Below are 21,854 nucleotides of genomic sequence, written 5' to 3'. Positions count from 1 at the left end.
GCCCCGGCCGGCGGCACCGACGAGCAGAGAGCCCGATGATGAACAGCCCGACCCAGCACAGACAGGACCCGGCCGACGGCCAGTGGACGCTGCCCGGCTACACCCACGAGCGCGAGCTCGGATCCGGGGGCAGCGGACGCGTGGTGCTGGCCCGGCACGAGGCGACCGGTACCCGGGTGGCGGTCAAGTACCTGAGCGCGGCGGTCGAGGACACCACCAGGTTCCGTGCCGAGGCCGAACTGCTCGGCGCGCTGCGCTCGCCGCACGTCACCCGGTTCTACGAGTACGTCGAGGGTCCCCGGGGCGCCGCGATCGTGATGGAGGTGGTCGAGGGCCTGTCCCTGCGGGCGCTGCTGCGCCAGGCGGGCACCACCTCGCCGCAGGCCGCGTTGGTGGTGCTCAAGGGCTCGCTGCTGGGCCTGGCCGCCGCGCACCGGGCCGGGGTGGTGCACCGGGACTACAAGCCGGAGAACGTGCTGGTCACCGCGGACGGCGCATCCAAGTTGGTGGACTTCGGCGTCGCGTTGCGCGACGGCCGCAAGGGCAGCATCGCGGGCACGCCGATGTACATGGCCCCCGAGCAGTGGGCGGGCAAGCCGGCCGCGCCGTCGGCCGACGTGTACGCGGCCACCGTCACCTTCTTCGAGTGCCTGACCGGCTCCCGGCCCTACAACGGCGCCACGCCGACGGAGTTGGCCATCAAGCACACCGAGGCCCCGATCCCGGACGAGCTGGTGCCCGAGCCGGTGCGGGCGCTGGTCCGGGCCGGCCTGGCCAAGACGCCGCAGGAGCGGCCGGCGGACGCGGCCGCGATGGTCGAGCAGTTGGAGGAGCTGGCGGGCGCGGGCTACGGCGCCGACTGGCAGGAGCGCGGCCGCGACGGCCTGGCCGCCCTGGTCGCACTGCTGCCGCTGGCGCTGCTGCCCTCCGGCGGCGCGGCACCGGCCGGCACCACGGCACTGGCCACCACCGTGCTCGGCGCCGCACCGCCGGACGCGCTGCCCGCCGACCCGGCCGCCGACCGGCTGCCCGCGCCGCGCCGCCGACCGGGCCGGCGCTCCAAGCTGGTGGCGGGCGCGGTGGGCGTGGCACTGCTGGGCGGGGCGCTGGTCGGGACCGCCCTCGCCGAGGGGCCGGGCGCCGCGGGCACGACCACCGTGAACGCCCCCGCCCCGGAGCTGACCACCACGCTCGCCCCCGTCGCCGACACCGCCGCCCCGGTCCCCGGCGCGACCGCGAGCCCGACCGGCTCCGCCTCCGCCACGCCGTCCGCCACCGCCTCGGCGTCCGCGTCCGCCCTCGCCTCGGCGAGTACGCCGGCCAAGGTCACGCCCGAACCCGGCACCGGCACGGCCCGCCCCGCGCCCAGCACCCCGGCGGTACCGGTGGCCACTGCGCCCGGCACGCCGCCCACCGCCGCGCCGAGCGGCCCGCCGACGGCCGCTCCGACCTCGGCCGCCGCCAGCCCCTCCCCCGCCGCCGTGCTGCGGGTCCTCACCGTGGCCGTCTCCGGCTACGGCTGCTACGGGAACTACGGCACCAGCGGCACGGTCACGGTCACCACGGACGGCGCCGCCGCCGGAACGCTGACGGTCAGCTGGGTGGACGGCGGCACCACCCGCACGGTGGTCGCCACCCAGGCGTACGCCCTCGCCAAGGGGCAGCGCAGCTTCAGCTTCCCGGTCAGCCACGTCTTCGCGGACAACGCGAGCTACTGGGGTCTCCAGGTCGGCACCAGCCCGGCCGCCGCCCGGGGCCAGGGCGGCTACCAGGAGGTCGCCGCCTACCTGTGCAACCCGCCCCGCTGACACCCTTCCGACCGAACCACCACGCCGGCGCCCCGCCGGGCCCCGGCCGCGCCGCGTCACCTCGCGCCCCGGGCACCCGCACCGCACTGGCCGGCGCAACCCAGCCGCAAGGAAGACCCATGACCACGCCTCAGGACCCGACCGTCCAGCTCCCCGACAGCGGGGCCACCGTCGAACTGCCCGCTCCCGGCACCACCGTCGAGCTGCCCGGAACCGCAGTCACCCTCGAACTCCCCGACTCCGGAACCACGGCAGCCACCGTCGAACTCACCGACTCCGCGATCACCGTCGAACTGCCGCAGGGCCAGGACCAGCCGCCCGCCCCGACGGTGCAGTTGCGGAAGCCCGCTGCCTCCCCCGCGCCCGCGCTGTCGTCGGTGACCGCGAGCCTTTCGGCCACCGCCGAACTGCCCGGGGGCGACCGGCCCGGCGGCGAGGAGGGGCTGCGCCGGTTCGGCCCCGGCGTCCCGGCCGCCGCGGTGGAAGTGCCGCCGCGGGTGGCCGCCCTCTGGCAGGGGGACGAGGAGTCCGGGTCCGCCAGCGGGAAGCCGGCCGGGCGTCGGTTCAAGCGCTGGCTGGTCCCGGTGCTGATCCTGCTCGCCGTGCTGGCGTTCCTCCTCTGGCAGTGGCGGCCGCACCCGCTCACCGTGACCGGCCTGTCGGTACGGAGCAGCACCGCCGCCCAGGGCTGCGACAGCACGGCGGTCGTGACCGGGACGCTGGACACCAACGGCGGCTCGGGCACCGTCACCTACCGGTGGCACCGCAGCGACGGGACGGTGTCGGCCGACCTGACCCAGACCGTCGCCAGGGGCAGCCGCCACACCGACGTGGTGCTGCGCTGGACCTTCGAGGGCAAGGGCAGCATGACCGCCACCGCGACACTCGACGTCCTCAGCCCCACCCCGCGCACCGCCGCGACCACGTTCACCTACGCCTGCGGCTGAGCCACCGGGGGCACGGCGCGGTCGGCCGGCCGGCCCGGGGGATGTACCCCGTACCGGGACCTGACGGCCCGTCAAGGCGAGCCGACCGGCCGGGACGACCGGTTCGATCGGGACGGCGATGGCCAGGACCCGCCGCAACGACCGGGACCGCACGACCGACCGGCCCGACCGGGAGGACCGGACGGCGTCGAGCCGCGCCGGCCCCGGACCCCGGACTGCTGCGAGGTCGTGCCCACCTGGCAGCTGGTGGACGGCGGCACGATCGTCGTGCTCGGCGCCCACCAGGCCCGGTGCCCGGTCCGGTCGCCCCGCCCGCTACAGCGGCGCCCGGTTCGGACCGGCGCCGCCGAACGGTCGGGCCCCGCGGGGCCCGACCGTCAGGACGCGCAGTCGACGCAGATCGGCTGGCCGTTCTTGTCCTCACCGGCCAACTGGGTGCGGTGGTGCACCAGGAAGCAGGTCATGCAGGTGAACTCGTCCTGCTGCAGGGGGACGACCCGGACGGTGAGTTCTTCGCCGGACAGGTCGGCGCCCGGCAGTTCGAGGCCCTCGACGGCCTCGGTATCGACATCGACGGCGGAACTCTGCTTGTCCTCTCGCTGGCTCTTCAGCGCCTCGATGCTGTCGTCGGTGCTCTCGTCGCCACGGTCGCGCGGGGCGTCGTAATCGGTTGCCAAGACGGTGCCTTCTCCTCATCGGTCACTTCGGGTGGCGGGCCGCGCCGCCCGCCCCCGGTGGAACCGGACCGGCGCGCGCCGGCAGCCTGCCTGCGGCACACCACCATGCCATCTACCGGACCGTCCGGCGTGCGAAGCCCGACACGCGCCTCCCGGCACCGGACCTGACGGAGCACCGGCCACCACCCGCCCGGCGCAGCCCACGCGCCCCGGACACGTCGGGGCGACGGGGGAATCCAGCTGTCCAGGGCCGGCGCCGTCGGCCTGGCGTTCTCAGCGGGCGTGTCCATGGGCTGTTGAACGCCCTGCGCGAGGTTGACGACCAGTCCGGGACGCCGTCCCGGACACCCCACCTCCTGGAGGCCATCCATGTCCATCGTCCGCGCAGCCGCCGTGGCGGCCGTCACCACCGTGTGCCTCGCCGGGGCCGCCACCGGCACCGCCCAGGCCGACGGTCTGGGCTCCAGCACGGGCGCCACCCCGTCCGTCAGCAACTACGCCTACCAGGACAGCAGCCTCGACGTGCAGGCGAACGGCCAGGCCGACGGCACCCGGGTGGGCACCTACGGGACCAACTACTCCGGGGCGCAGTCGGTGGGCTGGTACGGCTTCGACGGTGACACCTTCGCCCTGCTGCCCGGCACCTCCGGCAAGGTCCTCGACCTGGACGTCGCGAGCGGCACGGTGCAGATCTGGGACGCCGGCCCGGGCACCGACTTCAACGCCGCCAACGGCGGCGCGCTGCCCGCCAACCAGCGGTGGCACAAGTACTACAGCAACAACGGCTGGAGCGTGCTGCAGAACGTCGCGACCGGGCAGTGCCTGAAGTCCAACGGCCCGGGCACCTACCTGTCGGTCGCCGCCTGCAACCCGAGCGACTTCTCCCAGGTGTGGCACTTCTGACGGGCGGGCAGGTGCGGTTCCGGTAGCCGCGCTCCGGGGTCGTGCCGTGGCACCGGTGCGCGGACGAGGACGCGGACCCCGGAGGCGGTGGCTGTCGCCCGAGTTCGTCGAACCCCCACCCCGTGACGGGTCGTTATGTCATGCTCACTCACAGGGGCGGGGGTGACGGGCGCGTGGCCGCCGCATGGACAATCAGTGCGTCAGGAGTGGGCGGCATGCTGTCGGTCAGCACGAGTGTGTTCCTCGCAATCGTCATCTTCCTGCTGCTGGGCCGGCGCACCGAGGCCCGCAGCCGCGTCAATGAGCGGCTGACCGCGTTCACGTGCGTCGTGTTCGGCGTCCTCATCGCCTCGACCTCCTGGGGCCACATGCTCCTGGGCCTGGTCGGCAACGTGCTCGGTACCGTCACCCGGGCCACCAGCTGAGGCGACCGGGGCAGGATCGCCGTCACGGCTGGAAGCCCAAGCGGCCTCCGGTCCCTCAACGGGCGTCGGAAGCGTCCCCGGGCCGGGCGGACGGTCCGGACCGGGCGGACGGTCCGGGTCGACCGGGGACGAAGGTGCCGGAGGGCGTCTCCTCGCCGCGCAGTGCGGCCAGGCGCCGGACCAGTTCCGCCTGCGCACTGTCGATCGTGGTGGGCGTGGCCACCTCGACGTGCACCAGGAGGTCGGCCCGGCCTCCCCGACGCAAGCGGGCAGCCCCGCGGCCGTGCAGCACCATGGCGTGGCCCGACTGGGTGCCGGGAGGGATCTCCAGCTCCTCCGGGCCGTCCAGCGTCGGCAGCGACAGCCGGGTGCCGAGGATGGCGGCGGTCATCGGAATGGTCACCGTGCAGTGCAGGTCGTCGCCGTGGCGCTGGAAGAGCTCGTGGGGGATCTCGACGACCTCCACGTAGAGGTCACCGGCGGGGCCGCCGCCCGGGCCGGCGTCGCCCTCGCCGGCCAGCTGGATCCGGGTGCCGTTGTCCACGCCCGCCGGGATCTTGACGGTCAGGGTGCGGCGGGCCCGGACCCGGCCGTCGCCCGCGCACTCGGGGCACGGGGTCGGCACCACGGTGCCCGAGCCCTGGCACTGCGAGCACGGGCCGGGGACCATGACCTGGCCCAGGAAGGACCGGGTCGCCTGGGAGACCTCGCCCTCGCCGCGGCACACGTCACAGGCCTGCGCGGTGGTGCCGGGAGCCGCGCCCTCGCCCCAGCAGGCGGTGCAGGTGACGGCCGTGTCGACCTGGAGTTCCTTGGTGCTGCCGAAGGTGGTCTCCACCAAGGTCATCGACAGCCGGATCATCGTGTCCTGGCCGCGCTGGAGGCGCGGACGGGCCCCGCGCCGGGGCGCACCGTCCCCTGCCGTCCAGTCCCCTGCCGCCCGGCCCACTGCCGTCCAGCCCACTGACGGCCCGTCAACCTGGGCCGTCGGGGCCTGCGGGGTTCCGTTCGGGCCGGTTCGGGCACGGGAGCTGACGGCACGCTGGCGCAGGCGCTCCATCTCCTGCCAGCGGACGCGCCAGGTCTCGATCCGGGCGTCGCCGTCACGGACGGGACGGGCCTCCTCGATGGCCAGGAGGGTGCGGACCACGGCCACGAGGAAGTCCAGGCGCGGCAGGCGGCGGCCGTTGAAGGCCTCGCTGAGCGCGGAGGCCGAGAGCGGGCGCCCGGGCGGCGCTTGCTTCTCCAACTCGCGCAGTGACGGGTTCCCGCACGAGATGCGCAGGTGGCGCAGGTCCTCGGCGAACCGGGCCAGCTCCTCGTCGAACGATTGCGGTGCCGGGTGACCCGGGATGTCCTGCTCGCCCATCTCGCTCCCCCCAAGGTAGTGGAGACCACGCTAGAGGCAACGACGCCGGACGGCACCGAAGTTCACCGAACAGCACCGAACGGCCCGCCGCGTTCCCATACCGTCGCCACGCCCAGCGGTCCGGCCTACGGGTCGAGCGCGCCGTCGGTGGTCGCCGGGGCGGTGGACCGCGGGTGACTCAGTGGGCGGGCACCGGTTCCGGCGACGGTTGCCACTCCCGCCTGAGCAGCCCGTAGACCCAGGAGTCGGAGACGTCGCCGTTGACCACGCAGTCCTCCCGCAGCGTCCCTTCACGCACGAAGCCGAGCTTCTCCAGCACGCGGGCGGATGCTCCGTTGCGCGTGTCGACCTCGGCCTGGACGCGGTTCAGGTCCAGCGTGTCGAAGGCCCACCGCAGCAGGGCGCGCGCGGTCTCGGTCGCGTAGCCGTGGCCCCAGGCCGCTTCGCTGAAGCAGTAGCCGAGCGACGCGCTGCGGTAGACCGGGTTCCACCCGCTCAGACCGCACCAGCCGATGAACGCCCCGTCGCCGGCACGCTCCACGGCCAGCCGGGCGCCGGTGCCCTCCAGGGCCATCTGCCGGCAGTCGGTGACGAACTTCTCGGCCCGCGCCCGTTCGCTCCACGGCGCCGAGTCCCAGTAGCGCAGCACGTAGGCGCTGCTGTGCAGGGCGAAGAGGTCGTTCGCGTCCGCGTCTTCGAATGCGCGCAGTCGAAGACGAGCGGTGTTCAGCGAGGGAGTGGGCAGCGGCATGCTCGTGTTCCGTCCCGTGGTCGATGGCCGATCAATCAGACCTCCGGCGCGCGTCACCCGCAACGGGTTTTCGCAGTGGGCCGACGCCGCGACTTCCTGCGGGTGCCCGGGGGCGGGCGGCGGCGGTCAGCAGGGGCCCTGGTCGCTCCAGCAGGCCCAGGACTGGGCCGCCCCGGGGGTGGCGCCGGTGGAGTACCAGGTGGAGTTCCACTGGTGGCCGCCGTAGCCGACCTTGTCGCCGGGGACGTAGGACGTGGTGGGGTTCCAGGGCGGGAGCGCTCCGCAGCCGCCGGTGGTGGGCGGGGTGACCGTCCATCCGAAGGTCGTGCTCGCGGCGGTCGTGCCGGAGCCCGCCGTGGCGCTGACGGTCCAGTTGCCGGTCTGTGTCGGGGCGCCGCTGACCAGGCCCGCGGCGGAGACGGTCAGACCCGGCGGCAGTGACTGGGTGCTGTAGGTCAGCGCCTTGCCCGCCGAGTCGGTCGCGCTCAGCTGCAGCGAGACCGCGGTGCCGATGGTGGTGTTCTGGGCGGCGGGCGCAGTCCAGGAGACCGTCTCGGTGCCACCGCCACCGCCGCCCGGGCCGCTACTGCTGCCGCTGCCGCTGCCCAGCGAGATCGTCCATGAGGTGGGGGCCGGGTCCTGGAGGTGGCCGTCCACCGGAGCGCTGCCGGTGGGGCCCACGTCGTCGTACGGGAAGGCGTATCCGACGGACGAGTACGCGTGCACCAGCCGGGCGTAGTGGTTGGTGACCGGGTCGGTGTAGTACTGCGAACTTCCCACCCCGCCGGGCTGGTTCTCGCCCCCGGCGAGCAGCAGGGTGCTGCGGTTGAGCGCCGCGCCCAGGCGTGCGGCCACCGCGCCGCGGGCGTCGGGGCCGGAGTTGTAGAGCGGGCCGGAGTTGCAGCCGAAGACGTCCACGGCACTGGGCCTGGTGAAGGCCACACCGTCGTCGCTCAGGCCGGCGAAGGTCAGCACGCCGTCGGAGACCGTGCCGGTGAACACGCCCTGCGACTGCGTGTCGATCGTCAGCGGTGTCGTGGTGAAGCGGGTCCAGACCCGGTCGAGGTAGGAGTTCCAGTAGCCGCCGAAGTCGGTGGTGGCGTGGGTGGGGGCCATCACCCGCAGCACGGCGCCGCTCGTGTCGGTGGCGACCAGGGTGTCCCAGGGGGCGCCGTCGCTCTGGTGCTGGGCGGTCAGCCCCGAGGCGATGGCGGCCAGGGCCCCGGACGGCAGCGGGCTCACGCTCTGGTCGCCGGCGGCGCCGGTGGTCCGCATGGAGATCGGGGACGCGACCAGGTCGACGTAGCTGATGTTGGCGTACAGGTTGGCGCTGTTGTAGGTGAACTCGCAGAACGTCCAGTCGGTCGTCCAGTTGGGGTCGGAGGCGGTGAAGCCCGGCTGGACCAGGCCCGGGACGCCGTTGCCGTTCGGCGGGTTGACGAAGAACCGGATCTTCTCCCCCACCGAGAACCAGACGCGCCCGCCGATCACGTACTGGCCCAGCACCACGGTGGTGGAACTGCCGGAGGCGCCGAGCGCGATCGCGTAGTCGGGCACCGGGGTGAGCGTCGCCGAGGGGCTGGCCAGGCGCTGGAACGTGCCGTCGGCGGTGACGAAGCCGGGCCATCCGCTGGTGTCGGAACCGGAGATGTAGGCGTAGACCGGCTGCCCGGAGCCGGAGTCGTTCTGCAGGGTGACCGGCAGGTCGCCGGCCGCGGACGCCGGGGTGCCGAAGCCCGGCAGCCAGCCGGGGGCGGTCAGGGCCGCTGCTCCTGCGAGGAGCAGTCCGCGTCGTGAGAGCACCTGGGACTCCAAGGAGTTCGAGAGGACCGCGCCCCCACGCACGGCTGGTGTGGACCACTTAGGACTATGGGTCGCCCACCGACATCCCGTCAATAGTTGTGCCTACAGGACCAGCCACCCGTGGGATGCGTTCACTTCCTCAATGGATGGCCGTCGCATCCGTCGACCACTTCACGACGTGCGGCGCGAAGAGCGGCAGGATCCACCCCACTGACCGACGGCCCGTCAGGAGCCGCGCGCCGTGGGCCAGGCGTGTGACGCTGGGGCGACGGGCGGCGCAGGGCACGGCCGACTGCGGCACGGACCCATACGCTGGCCGCGGACGAGCGCGGGACCGGAGGAGGCGGTGCGTGACGATGAGCGGGCCGGGCATCGACTACCGGGCGGTGTTCCAGGCGCTGCCGGGGATGGTGGCGCTGCTGACCCCGGACCTCGTCTACGCGGACGCGAACGAGGACTTCCTGCGCCACTCACACCGCACGCGCGACGAGTTGATCGGCCGTTACCTGTTCGACGTCTTCCCCGACAACCCGAACGATCCCACCGCCACCGGCGCGCGCAACCTCCAGGCGTCGCTGCGCCGGGTCCTGGAGTCCGGCGAGCGGGACACGATGGCGTTGCAGCGCTACGACGTCCGGTCGCCCGAGGGTCCCGGCGAGTGGGAGGAGCGGTACTGGAGCCCGATCAACGCCCCCGTCTCGGACGCCGACGGGCGGGTCGTGCTGCTGGTGCACCGGGTCGAGGAGGTCACCGAGCTGATCCGGGCCCGCGCCCGCGTGGGCGACAACCGGGCCCGGGTCCTGGAGGCCGAGCTCTACACCCGCTCCCGGGAGCTGCAGGAGGTCAACGAGCGGCTGCGGCAGGCCCACGCCCGCGAGCGGGAGGTCGCGCTGGCCCTGCAGGACGCGATGCTGCCCGCCCCGCACCTCGCCGGCCACCACCGGGCGGCGGTGCGCTACCGGCCTGCGGTCGGCGCGCTGAACGTGTGCGGGGACTGGTACGACCTGGTCGAGGTCCCCGACTCCCGCATGGTGGTCGCCGTCGGCGACGTCGTGGGCCACGGCCTGGCCGCCGCCTGCGTCATGGGCCAGTTGCGCAGCGCGCTCAGCGCCGCCTCCCGCGTGGCGGCCGGTCCGGCCCAGGCCCTGGAGGTGCTGGACCTGTACGCCCGCGCGGTCGACGGCGCCGAATCCACCACGGCCGCCTCCGTCCACGTCGACTGGCGGAGCCACACCCTCACCTACAGCAGCGCCGGGCATCCCCCGCCCGCGCTGCTGCGCCGGGACGGGACCGTGGCCTTCCTGGACCGGGCCACCGACCCGCCCCTCGCGGCCCGGCCCGAGCACGTGCCCCGCCCCCAGGCCTCGCTGGCCTTCGCGGGCGGCGACCGCCTCGTGCTCTACACCGACGGCCTGGTCGAGCGCCGCGGTGCGGACATCGACACCGGTCTCGGCCGACTGGCCCGCTCCCTCAACGTCAACCGCGCTCTCGAACCGGACCGGCTCGCCGATGCGCTCCTGCTCGACCTCCTCCCCAGCGCCGGTGCCACCGATGACACCGCGCTGGTCGTCCTGCGCCTGTAGCGCGCGTCTTTCGGATCACGCCGGGTGCCCGAACCGCGGTCCGTGATCTTGAGTCCCTCCGGTGTCGGCTGACACCATGTCCCCCAGTCACCACTCGACCACCAGGGGGAAATCATGAGCGTCGCACGCAGGCTGTTCCTAGGAGCCTTCACCGCCGGAGCCGTCACCGTCGCCGCCGAGGCCGCCACCGCCACGCCGGCCGCCGCCGACGGGGCGACCACCACCTTCACCGGGCCCGTCACCGCGCAGAAGTTCTACACCGACGCGACCGCCGAATCCGCGTACTTCAAGACCACCTCGACCACCGACAACGCGCTGACGGTCTACCAGGCCTCCACCACCGGGACCGGAGCCGCCCTGAACGTGGCCTCCAACAACGCCGGCACCTCCGCGATGTACCTGTCCGGCACCGAGACCGCCCGCGGCACACTGAAGATCACCCACACCGGATACGCCGACGGCTCCGACCGCAACGCCGCCGCGCTCTCCATCGACCTGCGCACCGCCGGCACCGGCTGCCAGGGCATCTACCTGACCGCCACCAACGGCCCCACCGCCGGCGAACTGATCGTGCTGCGCAACAACCCCAACGTCGACGACTTCATCGTCAAGGGCAACGGCCTGATCGGCATCGGCATCGTCGAAGCCGCCACCCCGCGAGCCCAGGTCCACATCAGGCAGAGCGCCAACACCGAGGCGGGCCTGCTGGTCGAGGGCTACGTGCGGGTCTCCGACAGCACCACCGCACCCAACTCCATCGACAGCGCCGGCGGCGGCAACCTGTTCGCCCAGAACGGCGCACTGATGTGGCGCGGCTCCAACGGCACCGTCACCACCATCGCCCCCGCGTAAGGACCCACCGTGCAACTCACCCCCGAAGAACTCGTCAGGGAATTCCACGACGCCGTCATGGAGCTGTACTTCGCACGCAAGCGGATCACGCTGCTGGAGGAGGAGAACGCCGCACTGCGGGCCCACCTCGCCACCGTCGGCGCCGACCCGGAACCCGAACCCGACACGGGCGCCGCGATCGGTATCGGCTGAACCACACAAGCCCGATGACGGCTGAGCCGAGCCAGCCCCGGCGGCAGCCCTGCAGATGCCGTCCTCCGGCGCGACGCCGTCGTCGCGGCGGCCGCCCGCTTCGAAACACCGTCAACCCACGCCCCGCGCCGCCCCCGTGATGCCGGTGCGCGTCCAGGTAGAGCACCCGTGCCTGGACGCGCCAGCACACCGCCCAGCCGCAGCCGAGTGGCGGGCCACCACGCCATCCGCCACCACCAAGGCCTCGGCCCCACCACCAGGCCCAAGCGACGTCACCCTCACCGACGTCTTCGCAACGTGAGAACAAGGCCCGCCGCCACGAGTACGCGACGCACAAGGGCCGTGTCCAGGGGACCGTGCCGGTCGACGTCGAGACCCGCAGGCCGGTGGGCCTGCTACGGGACGAGCTGTTCTTACTACTGACCCGCCCTCGGGTTGGCCTCCAGGAGACCGGTGCCGAGCGCGGTGACAGTGTGGAGAACGCGCTGACCGTGACGAGTGGTGGTGATGAGCCCGGCCGCGCGCAGCGTGGCGGTGTGTTGAGAGGCGGCCGGGGCGCTGATCTGGAGTCGGGCGGCGAGTTCGGTGGTGGTCCGGCCGTCGCCGATTGCCCGTAGGGCGGCGGCCTTGCCTTTGCCGATGAGGGCGATGAGGCCGTCGATGCCGGCCGGGGGCGCGATGATGGTCCGCGATGGCGTGTAGAGGAACAGGGGTTGCTGCCACGGGCTGGTGAAGGAGCAGGAGATCCTCCCATCGAGGAACAGATTGGGAGCCAGAACCAGCTTCACACCGTCGGCCTCGTCCTCGGGGCGCTGCGGGACCGGGACCGCAGCGGCGATGGTCGTCTCGAAGCGTGCGGGGTTGCTGAACTCCCGGCCCACGCCGGCCAGCATCCGGCTCGTTCCCCGGTCTGCGACGACGCGTTGACGCATGGTGATGTCGGCGTTGAGCCGTTTCACCATGTCGGGCCAGTCGTCGGCCAGGCAGGCGCGGTACACCGCGTGGACGGCCAGCACGAGGCGTTGCAGCGGCCGGGTGCCGCCGTCGAGCAGTTCGGCGACCGGCCGGGGGACGGGGCCCAGTTCGGCGTACAGGCCGAGCTCGTCGTGTATCCGCTCGGTCCCGATCGAGCTGATCACGTCCAACTCGTCAGCCAGGCGGATGTCACGCCCGACCTGCGGCATCGGGGGCGTCAGGAAGTCCGGCAGGTAGTACGGATTGGCCGTCACCAGGTTGACCAGCGGCAGGGCACGGGCCGGCACCCGGGACCGAACCGCATGCCACCAGCGTCGGCCCGGAAGCGGAGTGCGGCTGTGCTGGTTGAGCCCGATCAGCAGGTGCTGCATCGGCGAGACCGCGAACTCCACCTTGGCCGGACCCTGCACCCCGAGCTCCAACGTCACCCGCACCGCTCTGCCCCCCAGGCATCAACGCGTTTAAGGCGCCGGCTTAAACGCTGTCCACAGGTGGGACCGGTGACCCACCATCGACTGCGGCACCGACAGGTGCCGCAGGACCACGGGGCGCGACAGCCCCATGTGGCCCCGCAGCCCACGTACCGGGCGGTGCCGGACAGGCCCGCCTTCGAGAAAGGACCCCACCATGAGGAAGACCCTCCTGCGCACGATCTCCCTGGGCCTCAGCGCTCTGGTTCTCACGACTGCGGGCATCGCCACGGCTTCGGCGGCCACGGTCCAGCCGAACACCACCGCGTGCCACATGAGGTGCCTCGGCAACTGACCGCACCACAGACCGGGCCCGGCCGCGCCAGTGACAACCGCGGACCCGTAAGGCGAGGCCCCCGGACCGTCGAGCGAGATATCTGCAATCTCAACTCAACGGGTTGGGGGCCTCGTTGGCGTAGTGGTTGAGGCAGTGGGTGTTGGTGTTGGAGGCGATGGTGGGGCTCGGCACGTTGTCGCCCTGGGTGAAGACGGACCCACCGTTGGCGAAGGCCGTGCCCCCGCCCATCGTCACTACGACGGAAGCCGCTGCCGCCGCGATCGTGGTCCCAAAAAGCTTCCTGCGCATCATCGGTGTCCCCTTCGTAAGGCCTTCCGACACACCCGTTTCCACGAACCCGGGGTGCAGGCGACGGCATTGCCTGCCGCCAACCCGAATCCTTCGGACTCCGTCGAGCCCCCACCAGAGCCACCGCTGTACATGGAACAGAAACCCACAACACAGCCGCCTGAGCAGCGCATTGGAACCATGTTGCGCCCGGTTGGCGACGCCGTGGGCGAGGAGATCCCAAGGATCCGACCGTGTCGCACCGGGCAGCACTGCCCGAGGGGTTCGGTCCCGTGCGCCAGCAGCGACACACTGCCCGACCCTGCGGCAGACGGCACCGTTGGCGGGCTCAGCGCCGTAGGTGCCACCGCCCACCGTGGTTACGCACAACCTCGCCGAGCCGGGCGACCACCGCGCGGGGCCACCGGGCTGTGTCGCATGCGGACACGGCGCGTACAGCCACGGCTCCCGTGGCACCGCAGCACCCGGGTGGGCTACGGACCGGCCGTGGGACGGCCGCTGCCCCATCAGCCGCAGGTGGGCGGGTGACGCCGCTTCAGTCGCTGTCGGCGTCGCTGCGGGCCAGACCGGCCAAGAGGTCGACGACGTCCTGCTCCGGTGGGCCGGCGCCCTTCCTGACCGGGGGCCGGAGCCCGGCTGGGCGGGCCTGGCCGGGCAGGTGCTCGGTGCTCTGGACGCGCCGTCGGCCGGGCTGGCCGAGCCTGCGCCCCTTGGGGAGGAGCTGCCGGTCGCGGGTCCCGAGGAGTTGCGGGCCCTGCTGCGGGCTCTGGCAGCCGACTATGCCCGGGACCGCGCGTGGAGGGCGGACCGGGAGGCCCGGGGGCTATGGGCCGGCGATGGTGGTGGCTGGGCGAGCGGATCGTTGGCCGGGTTCCTGGAGTCCTGGGAGGCGTGGCTCGGCGCCAGTCTCGGCAAGCCCCCGAGGTTCTCGGACGTTCCGCCGGTCGAGCCGGTGACCTGGGCTTCCGTGGCCTGGCAGCTCGGCGCGGCCCGCGTCTACGAGTGAGGGCACCCAGCCAGCCGGCGCGATCTCCGCGGCGATCGCGTGACGACGCCGCCCGCAGCTCGTTGCTACGGATACGAAGCGATGCGGCGAAGGCAGGTGGACATGGCGGGCAGTGTGCTGGTGGGCCGCGCCCTGGCGAGGGGCGGGGTGGCGGGCGAGTACGACGCGGTGGTGGTCGGCTCCGGGGCCGGCGGGCTGACCACTGCGGTCTGCCTGGCGAAGCAGGGCCGGCGGGTGGCGGTGTTCGAGCAGCACTACACCGCGGGCGGCTACACCCATGCCTACCGGCGCCGGGGCTGGGAGTGGGACGTCGGGATCCACTACGTCGGGCAGTTGACGGCGCGTGAGCCGGTGCGGGTCCTATCCGATTACCTGACCGACGGCGCACTGGAATGGGCGCCGCTGGGAGACCCGTACGACGAGTACCGCCTGGCCGGGGAGGTGTACCGGGCCCCGGTCGGCTTCCCCGCCTACCAGGCCGCCCTGACCGCGCGCTTCCCCGTCGAACGACCGGGCATCGAGGCGCTGTTCACCCTCATCACACGGTGCCGGGCCGCGCTGCCGGCGCTCGCGCTGGGGCGCCTGTCCGGCCCGGTGGCGCGGCGCCTGGCCCAGCTGGCGCGGTCGGCGGCCGTGCCGCCGCAGGCACTGCGGCCCGCCCGGGAGGTGGTGCGGGGGCTGGTGGCCGACGAGCGGCTGCGGCAGGCGGTGCTCACTCCGAGCGCGCTGCTGCTGGCCGACTCCACCGCCCGGCTGCCGTTCTTCATGCTCGCGGTGCTGTTCGAACACTTCCGCACCGGCGCCTGGTACCCGGTGGGCGGCAGCGCCGCGATCGCGCGGGCCATGCTCGCCCCGATCCGGGCGGCGGGCGGCGAGGTGTTCGTCCGGGCGCCGGTGGCCCGGATCGAGCTCGCCGGGGCACGGGCGACCGCGGTGGTGCTCGCGGACGGCACCCGCGTGCGGGCTCCCGTGGTGATCAGCGCGGCGGGCGCCCAGAACACCTTCGCGACCCTGCTGCCACCCCAACCCGACGACAGCGCCGATCGGGCGGCCTGCATGCGACGCGGGTTCCCCTTCGTGCTCCTCTTCGTCGGACTGGACGGCGACCCCGCGGAACTCGCCCTGCCACGACACAACCTGATGGTGACCGACGGCGACTGCGACGCGTTCTTCGACGGCACCGGCGGACGCACCAGCGGCCTGTTCCTCTCCTTCTCCTGCGCCAAGGACCCGACCTGGACCGCGCGCCACCCCGGACGCTCGACCGGCGAGATCCTCGCCTACGTACGACCGGAGCTGTTCGAGCCCTTCCGCGGGTCGCGATGGCGCCGCCGCGACCCCGCGTACCAGGCCCTCAAAGCCGACCTCACCGCCGAACTGCTCGACCAGCTCCACCGTCAACTGCCCCGCACCAAGGGACGGGTGGCCTACCACGAACTCGGCACCCCGCTGACCTCCGAGCACTTCGCCGGCTGGCCCGGCGGCAGCCTGTACGGGCTGGCCAAGGACGTGGCCGGATTCGGCGACGGCCACCGACCCGGCCTGGCGCACTGGGTGCGCCCGCGAACCGGGATCGAGGGCCTCTACCTCTCCGGCCAGGACTGCCTGGCCGGCGGCTTCCTCGGCGCGGTCACCGGCGGCGTCCTCGCCGCACACGAAGCCCTCGACCCCACCGGCCGAACCCGCCTATGGGCAGGGCTCCTCCGTCAGGGGATGCGACCAGCGACCAGGTCATGAGAACGCGGGCGCCCCGCCGCGCTCACTGACCGTCGGTGTCAGGCACCTTCCTACTCGCTCGCATCCTCGACGGCTGCGGCCCGGGCACGGCGGCGGCCCAACAACGTGACTCCCACGGTCACCACGCCGATGGCGACGACCCTGGCGGCCTGGTAGTAGCCGGACGCCAGTTCCTCCGGGGTGCCGGGCAGCCTGAACGAGACCCACACGGCCGCGACTCCCCCGAGGACGATCAGTGCGACGGCCCCCCACGTCCCGAGTTCCGCCCACCAGGGCCCCGCAGCCTGACCCCGCTCCTCGGTGCGCTCAACGTCACTGTCGACCATGATCTGTTCTCCCGGGTGTGTGGTGGCGGTCGCGAGGTCAGACGCGGGCACGGCTCGGAAGGTCCACCGGGCCGAGAACGTTCCCCCTCGAACTGACATCCTGCCAGCCGGCGACATCCACCCTCACCCAACCCCGTTGAGCGGGTGCGGAAGTCCTGACAGTCCCGCTCACCAGTCCCGGGTGGCGATGAGCTCCTCCCCGTCCGCGTCCGCGAATCCGTAGGCCGACGCGACGAACCAGAACTCGTCGCCGATCCACTCCCGCGCCACCGTCTCGATCTCGCTCCCGGCCGCGTTCAACTCCGCGTCCAGAAGGTTGAACTCCTCCGTCGAGGCGTGGGTGAGCGCGTACAGGGCAGCCAGATCCGCCGGCTGCTCGGCCTCGATCCGCTCGCACAGCCGCAGCAGAATCTCCCTGCCCCGGTCGACGAGGTGATCGGGGAAGTACGAGTCCTCGTACATGTGCCGCAGGAACGCGTGCGCTGCCACCTGCTGGTTCGTGATCGGCATGCGGGTGCCCCTTCCCGTTCGAAGAACTGACGCGCCGATCATGCACGGCGCCGCTGACAGCGCGGTGGGCAGGACGGCTTGTGAACAGCACGTTCACCCCCGTGCTGGGCGTTCGGGAACACGTCAGCGGGCGCCCACCGCGATCGGTGGGCGCCCGCTGACGGTGTGTCGGCCCGCGTCAAGCCATCCGGAACCAGCAGATGTCGATGAAGCGGTCCGGGTCGTCCAGCTCGGCCATCTCCTGCGCGATGCGGCGCAGTGTCTCGGCCTTGGGGAGGGCCCAGGGCAGCAGGTCGGCGCCGTCGGCGGGGCCGATGTCGCCGACGGCGACGCCCTGGTCGATCATGCCGGCGATGAGGTCCAGGGTGACGGTGCGGATGGTCTCCTCCGGCGCGGTGTCGCCGGCGAGCTGTTCGGCCGAGTCCCGGATCAGGGAGAAGTAGACCAGCGATGTGCGGGTGTAGTCGACGAAGTAGTCCAGTTCTTCCTGGAAGGCGGTGGGGTCGGTCATGGCCGTGCTCCTAGCTAGTGCTTGGCGTGGTAGCGCTTGAACCCGAGTTCGTCCTGCAGGCCCTTGGTGAAGTCGATGGTCCAGTCTCCGGCGCCGTTGGAGCCGCTGAAACTCCGGTAGTTCACGTTTCCGCCGTCGAAGGTCCAGACCTGCAGGCTGCCCTTGTCGAGGGTCCTGGTGATGTCGGGGTCGCCGAGCTTGTCGCGCAGCTTCTTCGCCAGGGCCTGGATGTCGTCCGGTGTGACCATCTGCACGCCCTTGCTGTCCTCGACGCCGAGCGGCTTGCCCTCCAGCAGGACGACGTCGCGCAGTTTGTCGATCTTCCCCAGGCGCGTTGCCGCCACGGCTCCGCGGACGCCTTCCTCAAGCTTCTCCGCGGCCTTGAGCTTGCCGACCGGCAGGACGGTCATGGCGAAGGAGACGCACTTGCCCAGGGTGGGGTGCTGGGTGCAGTCGACCAGGTCGTCGACGCCGGTCAGCGCCATGGCGATCGGGACCAGCGGCTTGATCACCTCGGGGTTCTGGATCACCGCGTTGCCGTTGGCGCTGAGGATGCACGGCAGCAGGCCGTTGATCTCCCGGTTCATCGGGACGGTGCAGACCTTCGGCTGCTTCTCCTTGCCCTGCTTCTCGGCCTCGGCCTTGCGGGCCTCCTCCGCCTTGCGGGCCTCCTCGGCCAGGCGCCGGGCCTCGGCCTCCTCGGCCTGGCGCTTGTCCAGGGCGGTCTGCCAGGCCTGGGCGGCCATGGTGTTGGCCTCTTCGGCGCTCTTGCCGGCCGCGAGGGCCGAGGTGCGGGCGTCGGCGGCGGCGTCGTCAGCGGAACGGGCGGAGTTGCGCGCGTACTTGGCGGAGAAGGCGGCCTGGGCGGCGGACTCCTTCGCCGCGCCGGCGTCGCTGTTGGCGCGGGCGGCCGCGGTGCGGGCGGTGGTGGCGGACTTGGCGGCGCGGGTGGCGGAGGTCTCCGCGTTGGTGGCCGCGGTGCCGGCGTCGCGGGCGTAGCCCTGGGCCTGGCGGGCGGAGTCGTCGGCGGCAGCGGCGGCGTTGGCGGCCTCCGCTGACGCCTTGTTGGCGTCGGCGGCCGACTTGGCGGCGATCCAGCTCTTCTGCCGGGCCGTCGCCGCGACGCCGGAGGCGTCGGCGATCAGGTGCTGCATCTGGGCGGTGTGGGTGGCGGTGAGCTGGTCCTTGCGGTCGGCCATGTACTGGCCGACCTGGACGAAGTCGTGCAGCTCGTCGGCCGGTCCGGCCAGCGCCACCTTGGCCGCCGCCTGGACCTCCGGTCCGCCGGTGCCGGTGAGGGCGGAGGCGAGCACCCGCTCGTCGTCGTTGAGCGCGCCGTACTGGCCGGTGAGCAGGAAGGCCGCCAGCGTCCTGGGGTCGTTGGTCGCCAGGGCGGCCTTGGAGGCTTCCTTGACGCCGGGGCCGCCGGTGTTGTTGACCTGGGAGACCTTCACCCGCAGGTCGGCGGAGGCCGCCTGGTACTGGCCGGTGGCGAAGTAGTCGGCGACCTGCTGGGGGCTGCCCTTGAGTGCGTTCGCGGCGCCGGTGCGGACCGCTTCGTAGGGGCTCTGGGTGGTCAGGTCGAGGACCTGTTGGCGGGTGTCCTGCTGCTCGGCCTGGCTCCACCCGGTGCGCAGGTAGTCCAGCACGTCGGTGTCGGTGCCGGAGAGCGCCTGGGCCGCGGCCTGCTGGGCGAACGGGCCGCGGTCCTTCAGCGCCGCCACCGCCAGCTGCCGGCCCTTGCCCGCGACGGCCTTGGGGTCGGCGCCGGGCTTGGCGGCCTCGGCGGCGAGGGCGGTGACCGTGCCGTCCTGGCCGCGGGTGCCGGCCATGGCCGAGGCGGCGTCGGAGGTCAGCTGCTCGGTCTTCGCCTTGTCCGAGCGGGCGCGCTCGATCGCGGCGTTGGTACGGGTGTTGAGGTCCTCGGCCTCGCTCTGGCGGGCCAGCTCGAACACCTTCTTGGCGGTGGCCACCGAGGACTCGGCGGTGTCCGCGGCCTGTTTGGCCGCGCCCGCCGCCCTGGTGGCCTGCGCGGCGGCGTCGGCCGAACCGGCCGAGAACTGCTGCGCGGCGTCCGCCGCGTCGGCGGCGGCGTTGGCGTGCTGGGCCGCGGAGTTCGCGGCGTCGCGGGCGCCGTAGGCGGCGTCGGCCGAGGCGTCGGCCAGCGACTTGGCCGCGGCGGCGGCCCGGTTGGCCTCCTTCGCGTGCTGGCGGGTCTCGGCGGCCGCGGTGGCGGCCTGCTGGGAGTGCACGCCGGCCGCGGTCGCGTAGCGGTTCGCCGCGTCCGCCGCGTCGGCGGCGGCGTTGGCGTTCTCGCCGGCGCTCGCGGCCGCTGCCGCGGCGGCGCCGGCGGCCCGGGAGGCGTCGCCGGCGGCGCTCGCGGCCTGCGCCGACTTCGCCGACAGGGCCGCCGTCATCCGGGCGGCGGCCGCCGCGTTCTTCAACTCCTCGGCGTTGCCGCCGTCGCGCGCGGCCGCTGCCGCGGCGTTGTAGGCGCGGGAGGCCGCGTCCGCGGCGGCGGCGGCCGCGCTGGCGGTCTGGGCCGCCGCGATCGCCGCGACCCGTGCCGAGCGGTCGGCCGCGTTCGCGGCGCCGATGGCCTGCTGCGCCGCGTCGGCGGCGGCGCGGGCGGCGTCGGCGGCCTGCTGGGCCTTGATCCCGGCCCGGGTGGCGTCGCCCTTGGCGGCCTCGGTCTCCCGGGCGGCGTTCTCGGCGGCCTGCTTGGCGAGGGCGGAGGCCGCGATGGCCCGGTCGGAGGCCTCCTTGGCGTTGTCGGTGGCGGCCTGCGCCTGGACGCCGGCCTGCGCGGCCTGGTCGGCCAACTGCTGGATGCTCGCGTGCTCCTGGTCCCGGTTGCGGGCGGTGAACTGCCCGACCTCCAGGAACTCCACCAGGTCGTCGGCGGTGCCGCGCAGGGCCAGCTTCCCGGCCGCCTTGACGGCCGGGCCGCCGGCGGTGATGAGCTGTGAGATCAGCACCCGGTCGTCGGTGGTGCGGGCGTCGTACTGGCCGGCCCTCAGGAACCGGGTGACGTCATCCGGGGCGCCCTTGAGGGCGGCCGTGCCGGCTTCCTTCACCGACGTGCCGCCGTAGTTGATGATCCGGGAGGCCTCGACCCGCTCGTCGTCCTGGACCGCGGACTTCCAGCCCTGGAGCAGGAAGGTGCGCAGGTCCTGCGGGGAGCCCTGGAGCGCCTTCTTCGCGGCTTCGCGGACGCCGGGGCCGCCCAGGTTGAAGATGCGGCTGGTGTCGACGCGGTCGTCGTCGTTCTGGATGCCGTTCGCGCTCGCGAGGAACGCCTTGACCTCCTCGTCCGAGCCGAGCAGTGCCTGTTCGGCGCCGGCGCGGACGCCGGCGCCGCCGGAGGTCCACAGGGCGACCACCTGCGCGCGGTCGGAGACCGGGGCGTCGTCGTCGGTCGCGGCCGCGGCGGGTGCGGCTCCCAGCAGTCCGGCGGCCAGGGCCGCGGGCAGCAGCAGGGCGCAGGCTCCGCGCAGGGCGGTCGGCCGGCCGCGGCCGGGCGGCTCGGTCTTCCTGGTGCCCGGCTTCGCAGGCGGGCGCAGCGGAATCTTCACAAATGATCACTTTCAAGTTCGTATGAGGAGCGTCACAGCAGCGGGCTGGCATCCGGGCAGCAGGAATCAGGAGATGCCTTGCGGATACGGGAATTGATGCCCTGTCACGGTCCCGGTCGCCGCGCGGTTGGACATCGCCTGCGCTCGTCGGGACTGGAGTACATTACCAAGACATTACTGTTAGCTTACTTCCGCTTCATGTTTCTGAAGCGTCAGCGGTCCCGCACCGCACCCACTCCCCCACCCCGGAAAGGCGATGAGCCATGTCGATACCCCCTGCCCCGCGCACCCTCGTGCTCGCGGCCCTGGCCGTCACCGCCGCGAGCCTCACCCTCGCCACGACCATCGCGCAGGCCGCGCCGCAGACCGGCCAGTCCGCACCGGCCCAGGCGGCCGCCACCGCACCGGCCCAGGCCGCCGGCGACGACGCGATGCCGTCCGCCGTCGAGGACTACCTGCACCCCGGCGCCGCGCAGATCCTGCAGAACCAGAAGATCACCCTCAAGCGCGGTGACGGCCACCTGAAGCTCGTCGACTGCCAGGCCCGACACGACGTCATGGTCGAGTCCCGGCTCGCCCAGAAGCAGTTCTGCTTCGCCGTCACCGGCTCGAAGGGCTACCTCGCGCTGGAACTGCCCGACGCGTTCGGCATCTGGACCGAGGACCACCCGGTCCAGGCGAAGATCACCGCCGAGGGCAAGGAGACCGTGATCGACGCGGCCAAGAACGACTACCAGCCGATCGGCGAGGCCGGCAGCACCGGCAAGCGCTCCGTCCTGGTCGAACTGCGGATCAACGGCTGACCCGCACCACTGCGCACGAGCACACCAACCGCCGGGCCACCGGGC

General features: G+C 73.1%; 19 protein-coding genes and 1 pseudogene. 10 read left to right on the top strand and 10 right to left on the bottom strand.

The window, feature by feature from the left end; translation table 11 throughout:
- The first annotated feature begins 35 nt into the window (after positions 1–35).
- Both FHX73_RS41840 and FHX73_RS41835 read left to right on the top strand, forming a co-directional pair.
- A complete protein-coding gene (locus FHX73_RS41840) occupies positions 36–1,808 on the top strand; it encodes a serine/threonine-protein kinase (protein ID WP_246214210.1) in 1,773 nt (590 codons plus the stop codon).
- Positions 1,809–1,927: 119 nt separating this feature from the next.
- A complete protein-coding gene (locus FHX73_RS41835) occupies positions 1,928–2,755 on the top strand; it encodes a hypothetical protein (RefSeq protein ID WP_145911311.1) in 828 nt (275 codons plus the stop codon).
- Between the two features lie 377 nt (positions 2,756–3,132).
- Here FHX73_RS41835 and FHX73_RS41830 read toward each other — a convergent pair whose 3' ends face one another.
- On the bottom strand, positions 3,133–3,432 hold the full coding sequence (locus FHX73_RS41830; protein ID WP_145911310.1) for a DUF4193 domain-containing protein: 300 nt from the start codon (positions 3,430–3,432) through the stop codon (positions 3,133–3,135).
- A 369-nt stretch (positions 3,433–3,801) separates the two neighbouring features.
- Here FHX73_RS41830 and FHX73_RS41825 point away from each other — a divergent pair, with 369 nt between their 5' ends.
- Both FHX73_RS41825 and FHX73_RS41820 read left to right on the top strand, forming a co-directional pair.
- On the top strand, positions 3,802–4,335 hold the full coding sequence (locus tag FHX73_RS41825) for an RICIN domain-containing protein (RefSeq protein ID WP_145911309.1): 534 nt from the start codon (positions 3,802–3,804) through the stop codon (positions 4,333–4,335).
- A 215-nt stretch (positions 4,336–4,550) separates the two neighbouring features.
- A complete protein-coding gene (locus FHX73_RS41820) occupies positions 4,551–4,760 on the top strand; it encodes a hypothetical protein (protein ID WP_145911308.1) in 210 nt (69 codons plus the stop codon).
- A 55-nt stretch (positions 4,761–4,815) separates the two neighbouring features.
- On the opposite strand, the pseudogene FHX73_RS41815 reads toward FHX73_RS41820, so the two are convergent.
- The 3 genes and pseudogenes from FHX73_RS41815 to FHX73_RS41805 form a co-directional block, all read right to left on the bottom strand.
- Positions 4,816–5,670, bottom strand: a pseudogene (locus tag FHX73_RS41815) (DnaJ C-terminal domain-containing protein); the annotation flags it as partial.
- 637 nt (positions 5,671–6,307) lie between these two features.
- The gene (locus FHX73_RS41810) at positions 6,308–6,880 is read right to left on the bottom strand and encodes a GNAT family N-acetyltransferase (RefSeq protein WP_145911307.1); all 573 of its coding nucleotides are present in this window, start codon (positions 6,878–6,880) and stop codon (positions 6,308–6,310) included.
- Between the two features lie 126 nt (positions 6,881–7,006).
- Positions 7,007–8,683 (bottom strand): beta-1,3-glucanase family protein, encoded by a 1,677-nt coding sequence (locus FHX73_RS41805; RefSeq protein ID WP_246214209.1) that lies wholly within the window; start codon positions 8,681–8,683, stop codon positions 7,007–7,009.
- 356 nt (positions 8,684–9,039) lie between these two features.
- Here FHX73_RS41805 and FHX73_RS41800 point away from each other — a divergent pair, with 356 nt between their 5' ends.
- The 3 genes from FHX73_RS41800 (at position 9,040) to FHX73_RS41790 (ending at position 11,310) form a co-directional block, all read left to right on the top strand.
- Positions 9,040–10,266, top strand: coding sequence for a PP2C family protein-serine/threonine phosphatase (locus tag FHX73_RS41800; RefSeq protein ID WP_145911371.1), 1,227 nt, complete (start codon positions 9,040–9,042; stop codon positions 10,264–10,266).
- 114 nt (positions 10,267–10,380) lie between these two features.
- Positions 10,381–11,118: a hyaluronoglucosaminidase gene (locus FHX73_RS41795; protein WP_145911306.1), complete on the top strand. Its 738-nt coding sequence runs from the start codon at positions 10,381–10,383 to the stop codon at positions 11,116–11,118.
- Positions 11,119–11,127: 9 nt separating this feature from the next.
- On the top strand, positions 11,128–11,310 hold the full coding sequence (locus FHX73_RS41790; RefSeq protein ID WP_145911305.1) for a hypothetical protein: 183 nt from the start codon (positions 11,128–11,130) through the stop codon (positions 11,308–11,310).
- A gap of 416 nt (positions 11,311–11,726) precedes the next feature.
- Here the strand turns inward: FHX73_RS41790 and FHX73_RS41785 are convergent, their stop codons facing one another.
- Together FHX73_RS41785 and FHX73_RS45345 are read right to left on the bottom strand one after the other, a co-directional pair.
- Positions 11,727–12,713, bottom strand: coding sequence for an ArsR/SmtB family transcription factor (locus tag FHX73_RS41785; protein ID WP_145911304.1), 987 nt, complete (start codon positions 12,711–12,713; stop codon positions 11,727–11,729).
- Positions 12,714–13,140: 427 nt separating this feature from the next.
- Complete coding sequence (locus FHX73_RS45345) at positions 13,141–13,281, bottom strand: hypothetical protein (protein ID WP_170305319.1); 141 nt, start codon at positions 13,279–13,281, stop codon at positions 13,141–13,143.
- Between the two features lie 718 nt (positions 13,282–13,999).
- On the opposite strand from FHX73_RS45345, the gene FHX73_RS41780 reads away from it, so the two are divergent.
- Both FHX73_RS41780 and FHX73_RS41775 read left to right on the top strand, forming a co-directional pair.
- Entirely contained in the window at positions 14,000–14,347 is a 348-nt protein-coding gene (locus FHX73_RS41780) for a hypothetical protein (protein ID WP_145911303.1), read from the top strand.
- 81 nt (positions 14,348–14,428) lie between these two features.
- Positions 14,429–16,084, top strand: a complete 1,656-nt coding sequence (locus FHX73_RS41775) for a phytoene desaturase family protein (protein ID WP_145911302.1) — start codon at positions 14,429–14,431, stop codon at positions 16,082–16,084.
- 50 nt (positions 16,085–16,134) lie between these two features.
- Here FHX73_RS41775 and FHX73_RS41770 read toward each other — a convergent pair whose 3' ends face one another.
- The 4 genes from FHX73_RS41770 to FHX73_RS41755 form a co-directional block, all read right to left on the bottom strand.
- Entirely contained in the window at positions 16,135–16,410 is a 276-nt protein-coding gene (locus FHX73_RS41770; protein ID WP_145911301.1) for a hypothetical protein, read from the bottom strand.
- Between the two features lie 168 nt (positions 16,411–16,578).
- A complete protein-coding gene (locus tag FHX73_RS41765) occupies positions 16,579–16,920 on the bottom strand; it encodes a DUF5713 family protein (RefSeq protein WP_145911300.1) in 342 nt (113 codons plus the stop codon).
- 178 nt (positions 16,921–17,098) lie between these two features.
- The gene (locus FHX73_RS41760) at positions 17,099–17,431 is read right to left on the bottom strand and encodes a hypothetical protein (RefSeq protein ID WP_145911299.1); all 333 of its coding nucleotides are present in this window, start codon (positions 17,429–17,431) and stop codon (positions 17,099–17,101) included.
- Between the two features lie 14 nt (positions 17,432–17,445).
- The gene (locus FHX73_RS41755; protein ID WP_145911298.1) at positions 17,446–21,006 is read right to left on the bottom strand and encodes an ALF repeat-containing protein; all 3,561 of its coding nucleotides are present in this window, start codon (positions 21,004–21,006) and stop codon (positions 17,446–17,448) included.
- Between the two features lie 263 nt (positions 21,007–21,269).
- On the opposite strand from FHX73_RS41755, the gene FHX73_RS41750 reads away from it, so the two are divergent.
- Complete coding sequence (locus FHX73_RS41750) at positions 21,270–21,809, top strand: hypothetical protein (protein ID WP_246214208.1); 540 nt, start codon at positions 21,270–21,272, stop codon at positions 21,807–21,809.
- Positions 21,810–21,854 lie beyond the last annotated feature (45 nt).

It is taken from the genome of Kitasatospora viridis (genome assembly GCF_007829815.1).
GTDB classification, from domain to species: Bacteria; Actinomycetota; Actinomycetes; order Streptomycetales; family Streptomycetaceae; genus Kitasatospora; species Kitasatospora viridis.
The sequence above is the reverse complement of the archived record's forward strand: the minus strand, read 5'-3'. Positions and strand labels throughout refer to the sequence as shown.

Bases quoted from the DNA above. Each gene is read 5' to 3' on its own strand.
- FHX73_RS41840 (WP_246214210.1), top strand. From the start codon at position 36: ATGATGAACAGCCCGACCCAGCACAGACAGGACCCGGCCGACGGCCAG.
- FHX73_RS41835 (WP_145911311.1), top strand. From the start codon at position 1,928: ATGACCACGCCTCAGGACCCGACCGTCCAGCTCCCCGACAGCGGGGCC.
- FHX73_RS41825 (WP_145911309.1), top strand. From the start codon at position 3,802: ATGTCCATCGTCCGCGCAGCCGCCGTGGCGGCCGTCACCACCGTGTGC.
- FHX73_RS41820 (WP_145911308.1), top strand. From the start codon at position 4,551: ATGCTGTCGGTCAGCACGAGTGTGTTCCTCGCAATCGTCATCTTCCTG.
- FHX73_RS41810 (WP_145911307.1), bottom strand. From the start codon at position 6,880: ATGCCGCTGCCCACTCCCTCGCTGAACACCGCTCGTCTTCGACTGCGC.
- FHX73_RS41800 (WP_145911371.1), top strand. From the start codon at position 9,040: ATGAGCGGGCCGGGCATCGACTACCGGGCGGTGTTCCAGGCGCTGCCG.
- FHX73_RS41795 (WP_145911306.1), top strand. From the start codon at position 10,381: ATGAGCGTCGCACGCAGGCTGTTCCTAGGAGCCTTCACCGCCGGAGCC.
- FHX73_RS45345 (WP_170305319.1), bottom strand. From the start codon at position 13,281: ATGGGCGGGGGCACGGCCTTCGCCAACGGTGGGTCCGTCTTCACCCAG.
- FHX73_RS41775 (WP_145911302.1), top strand. From the start codon at position 14,429: ATGCGGCGAAGGCAGGTGGACATGGCGGGCAGTGTGCTGGTGGGCCGC.
- FHX73_RS41770 (WP_145911301.1), bottom strand. From the start codon at position 16,410: ATGGTCGACAGTGACGTTGAGCGCACCGAGGAGCGGGGTCAGGCTGCG.
- FHX73_RS41765 (WP_145911300.1), bottom strand. From the start codon at position 16,920: ATGCCGATCACGAACCAGCAGGTGGCAGCGCACGCGTTCCTGCGGCAC.
- FHX73_RS41760 (WP_145911299.1), bottom strand. From the start codon at position 17,431: ATGACCGACCCCACCGCCTTCCAGGAAGAACTGGACTACTTCGTCGAC.
- FHX73_RS41750 (WP_246214208.1), top strand. From the start codon at position 21,270: ATGTCGATACCCCCTGCCCCGCGCACCCTCGTGCTCGCGGCCCTGGCC.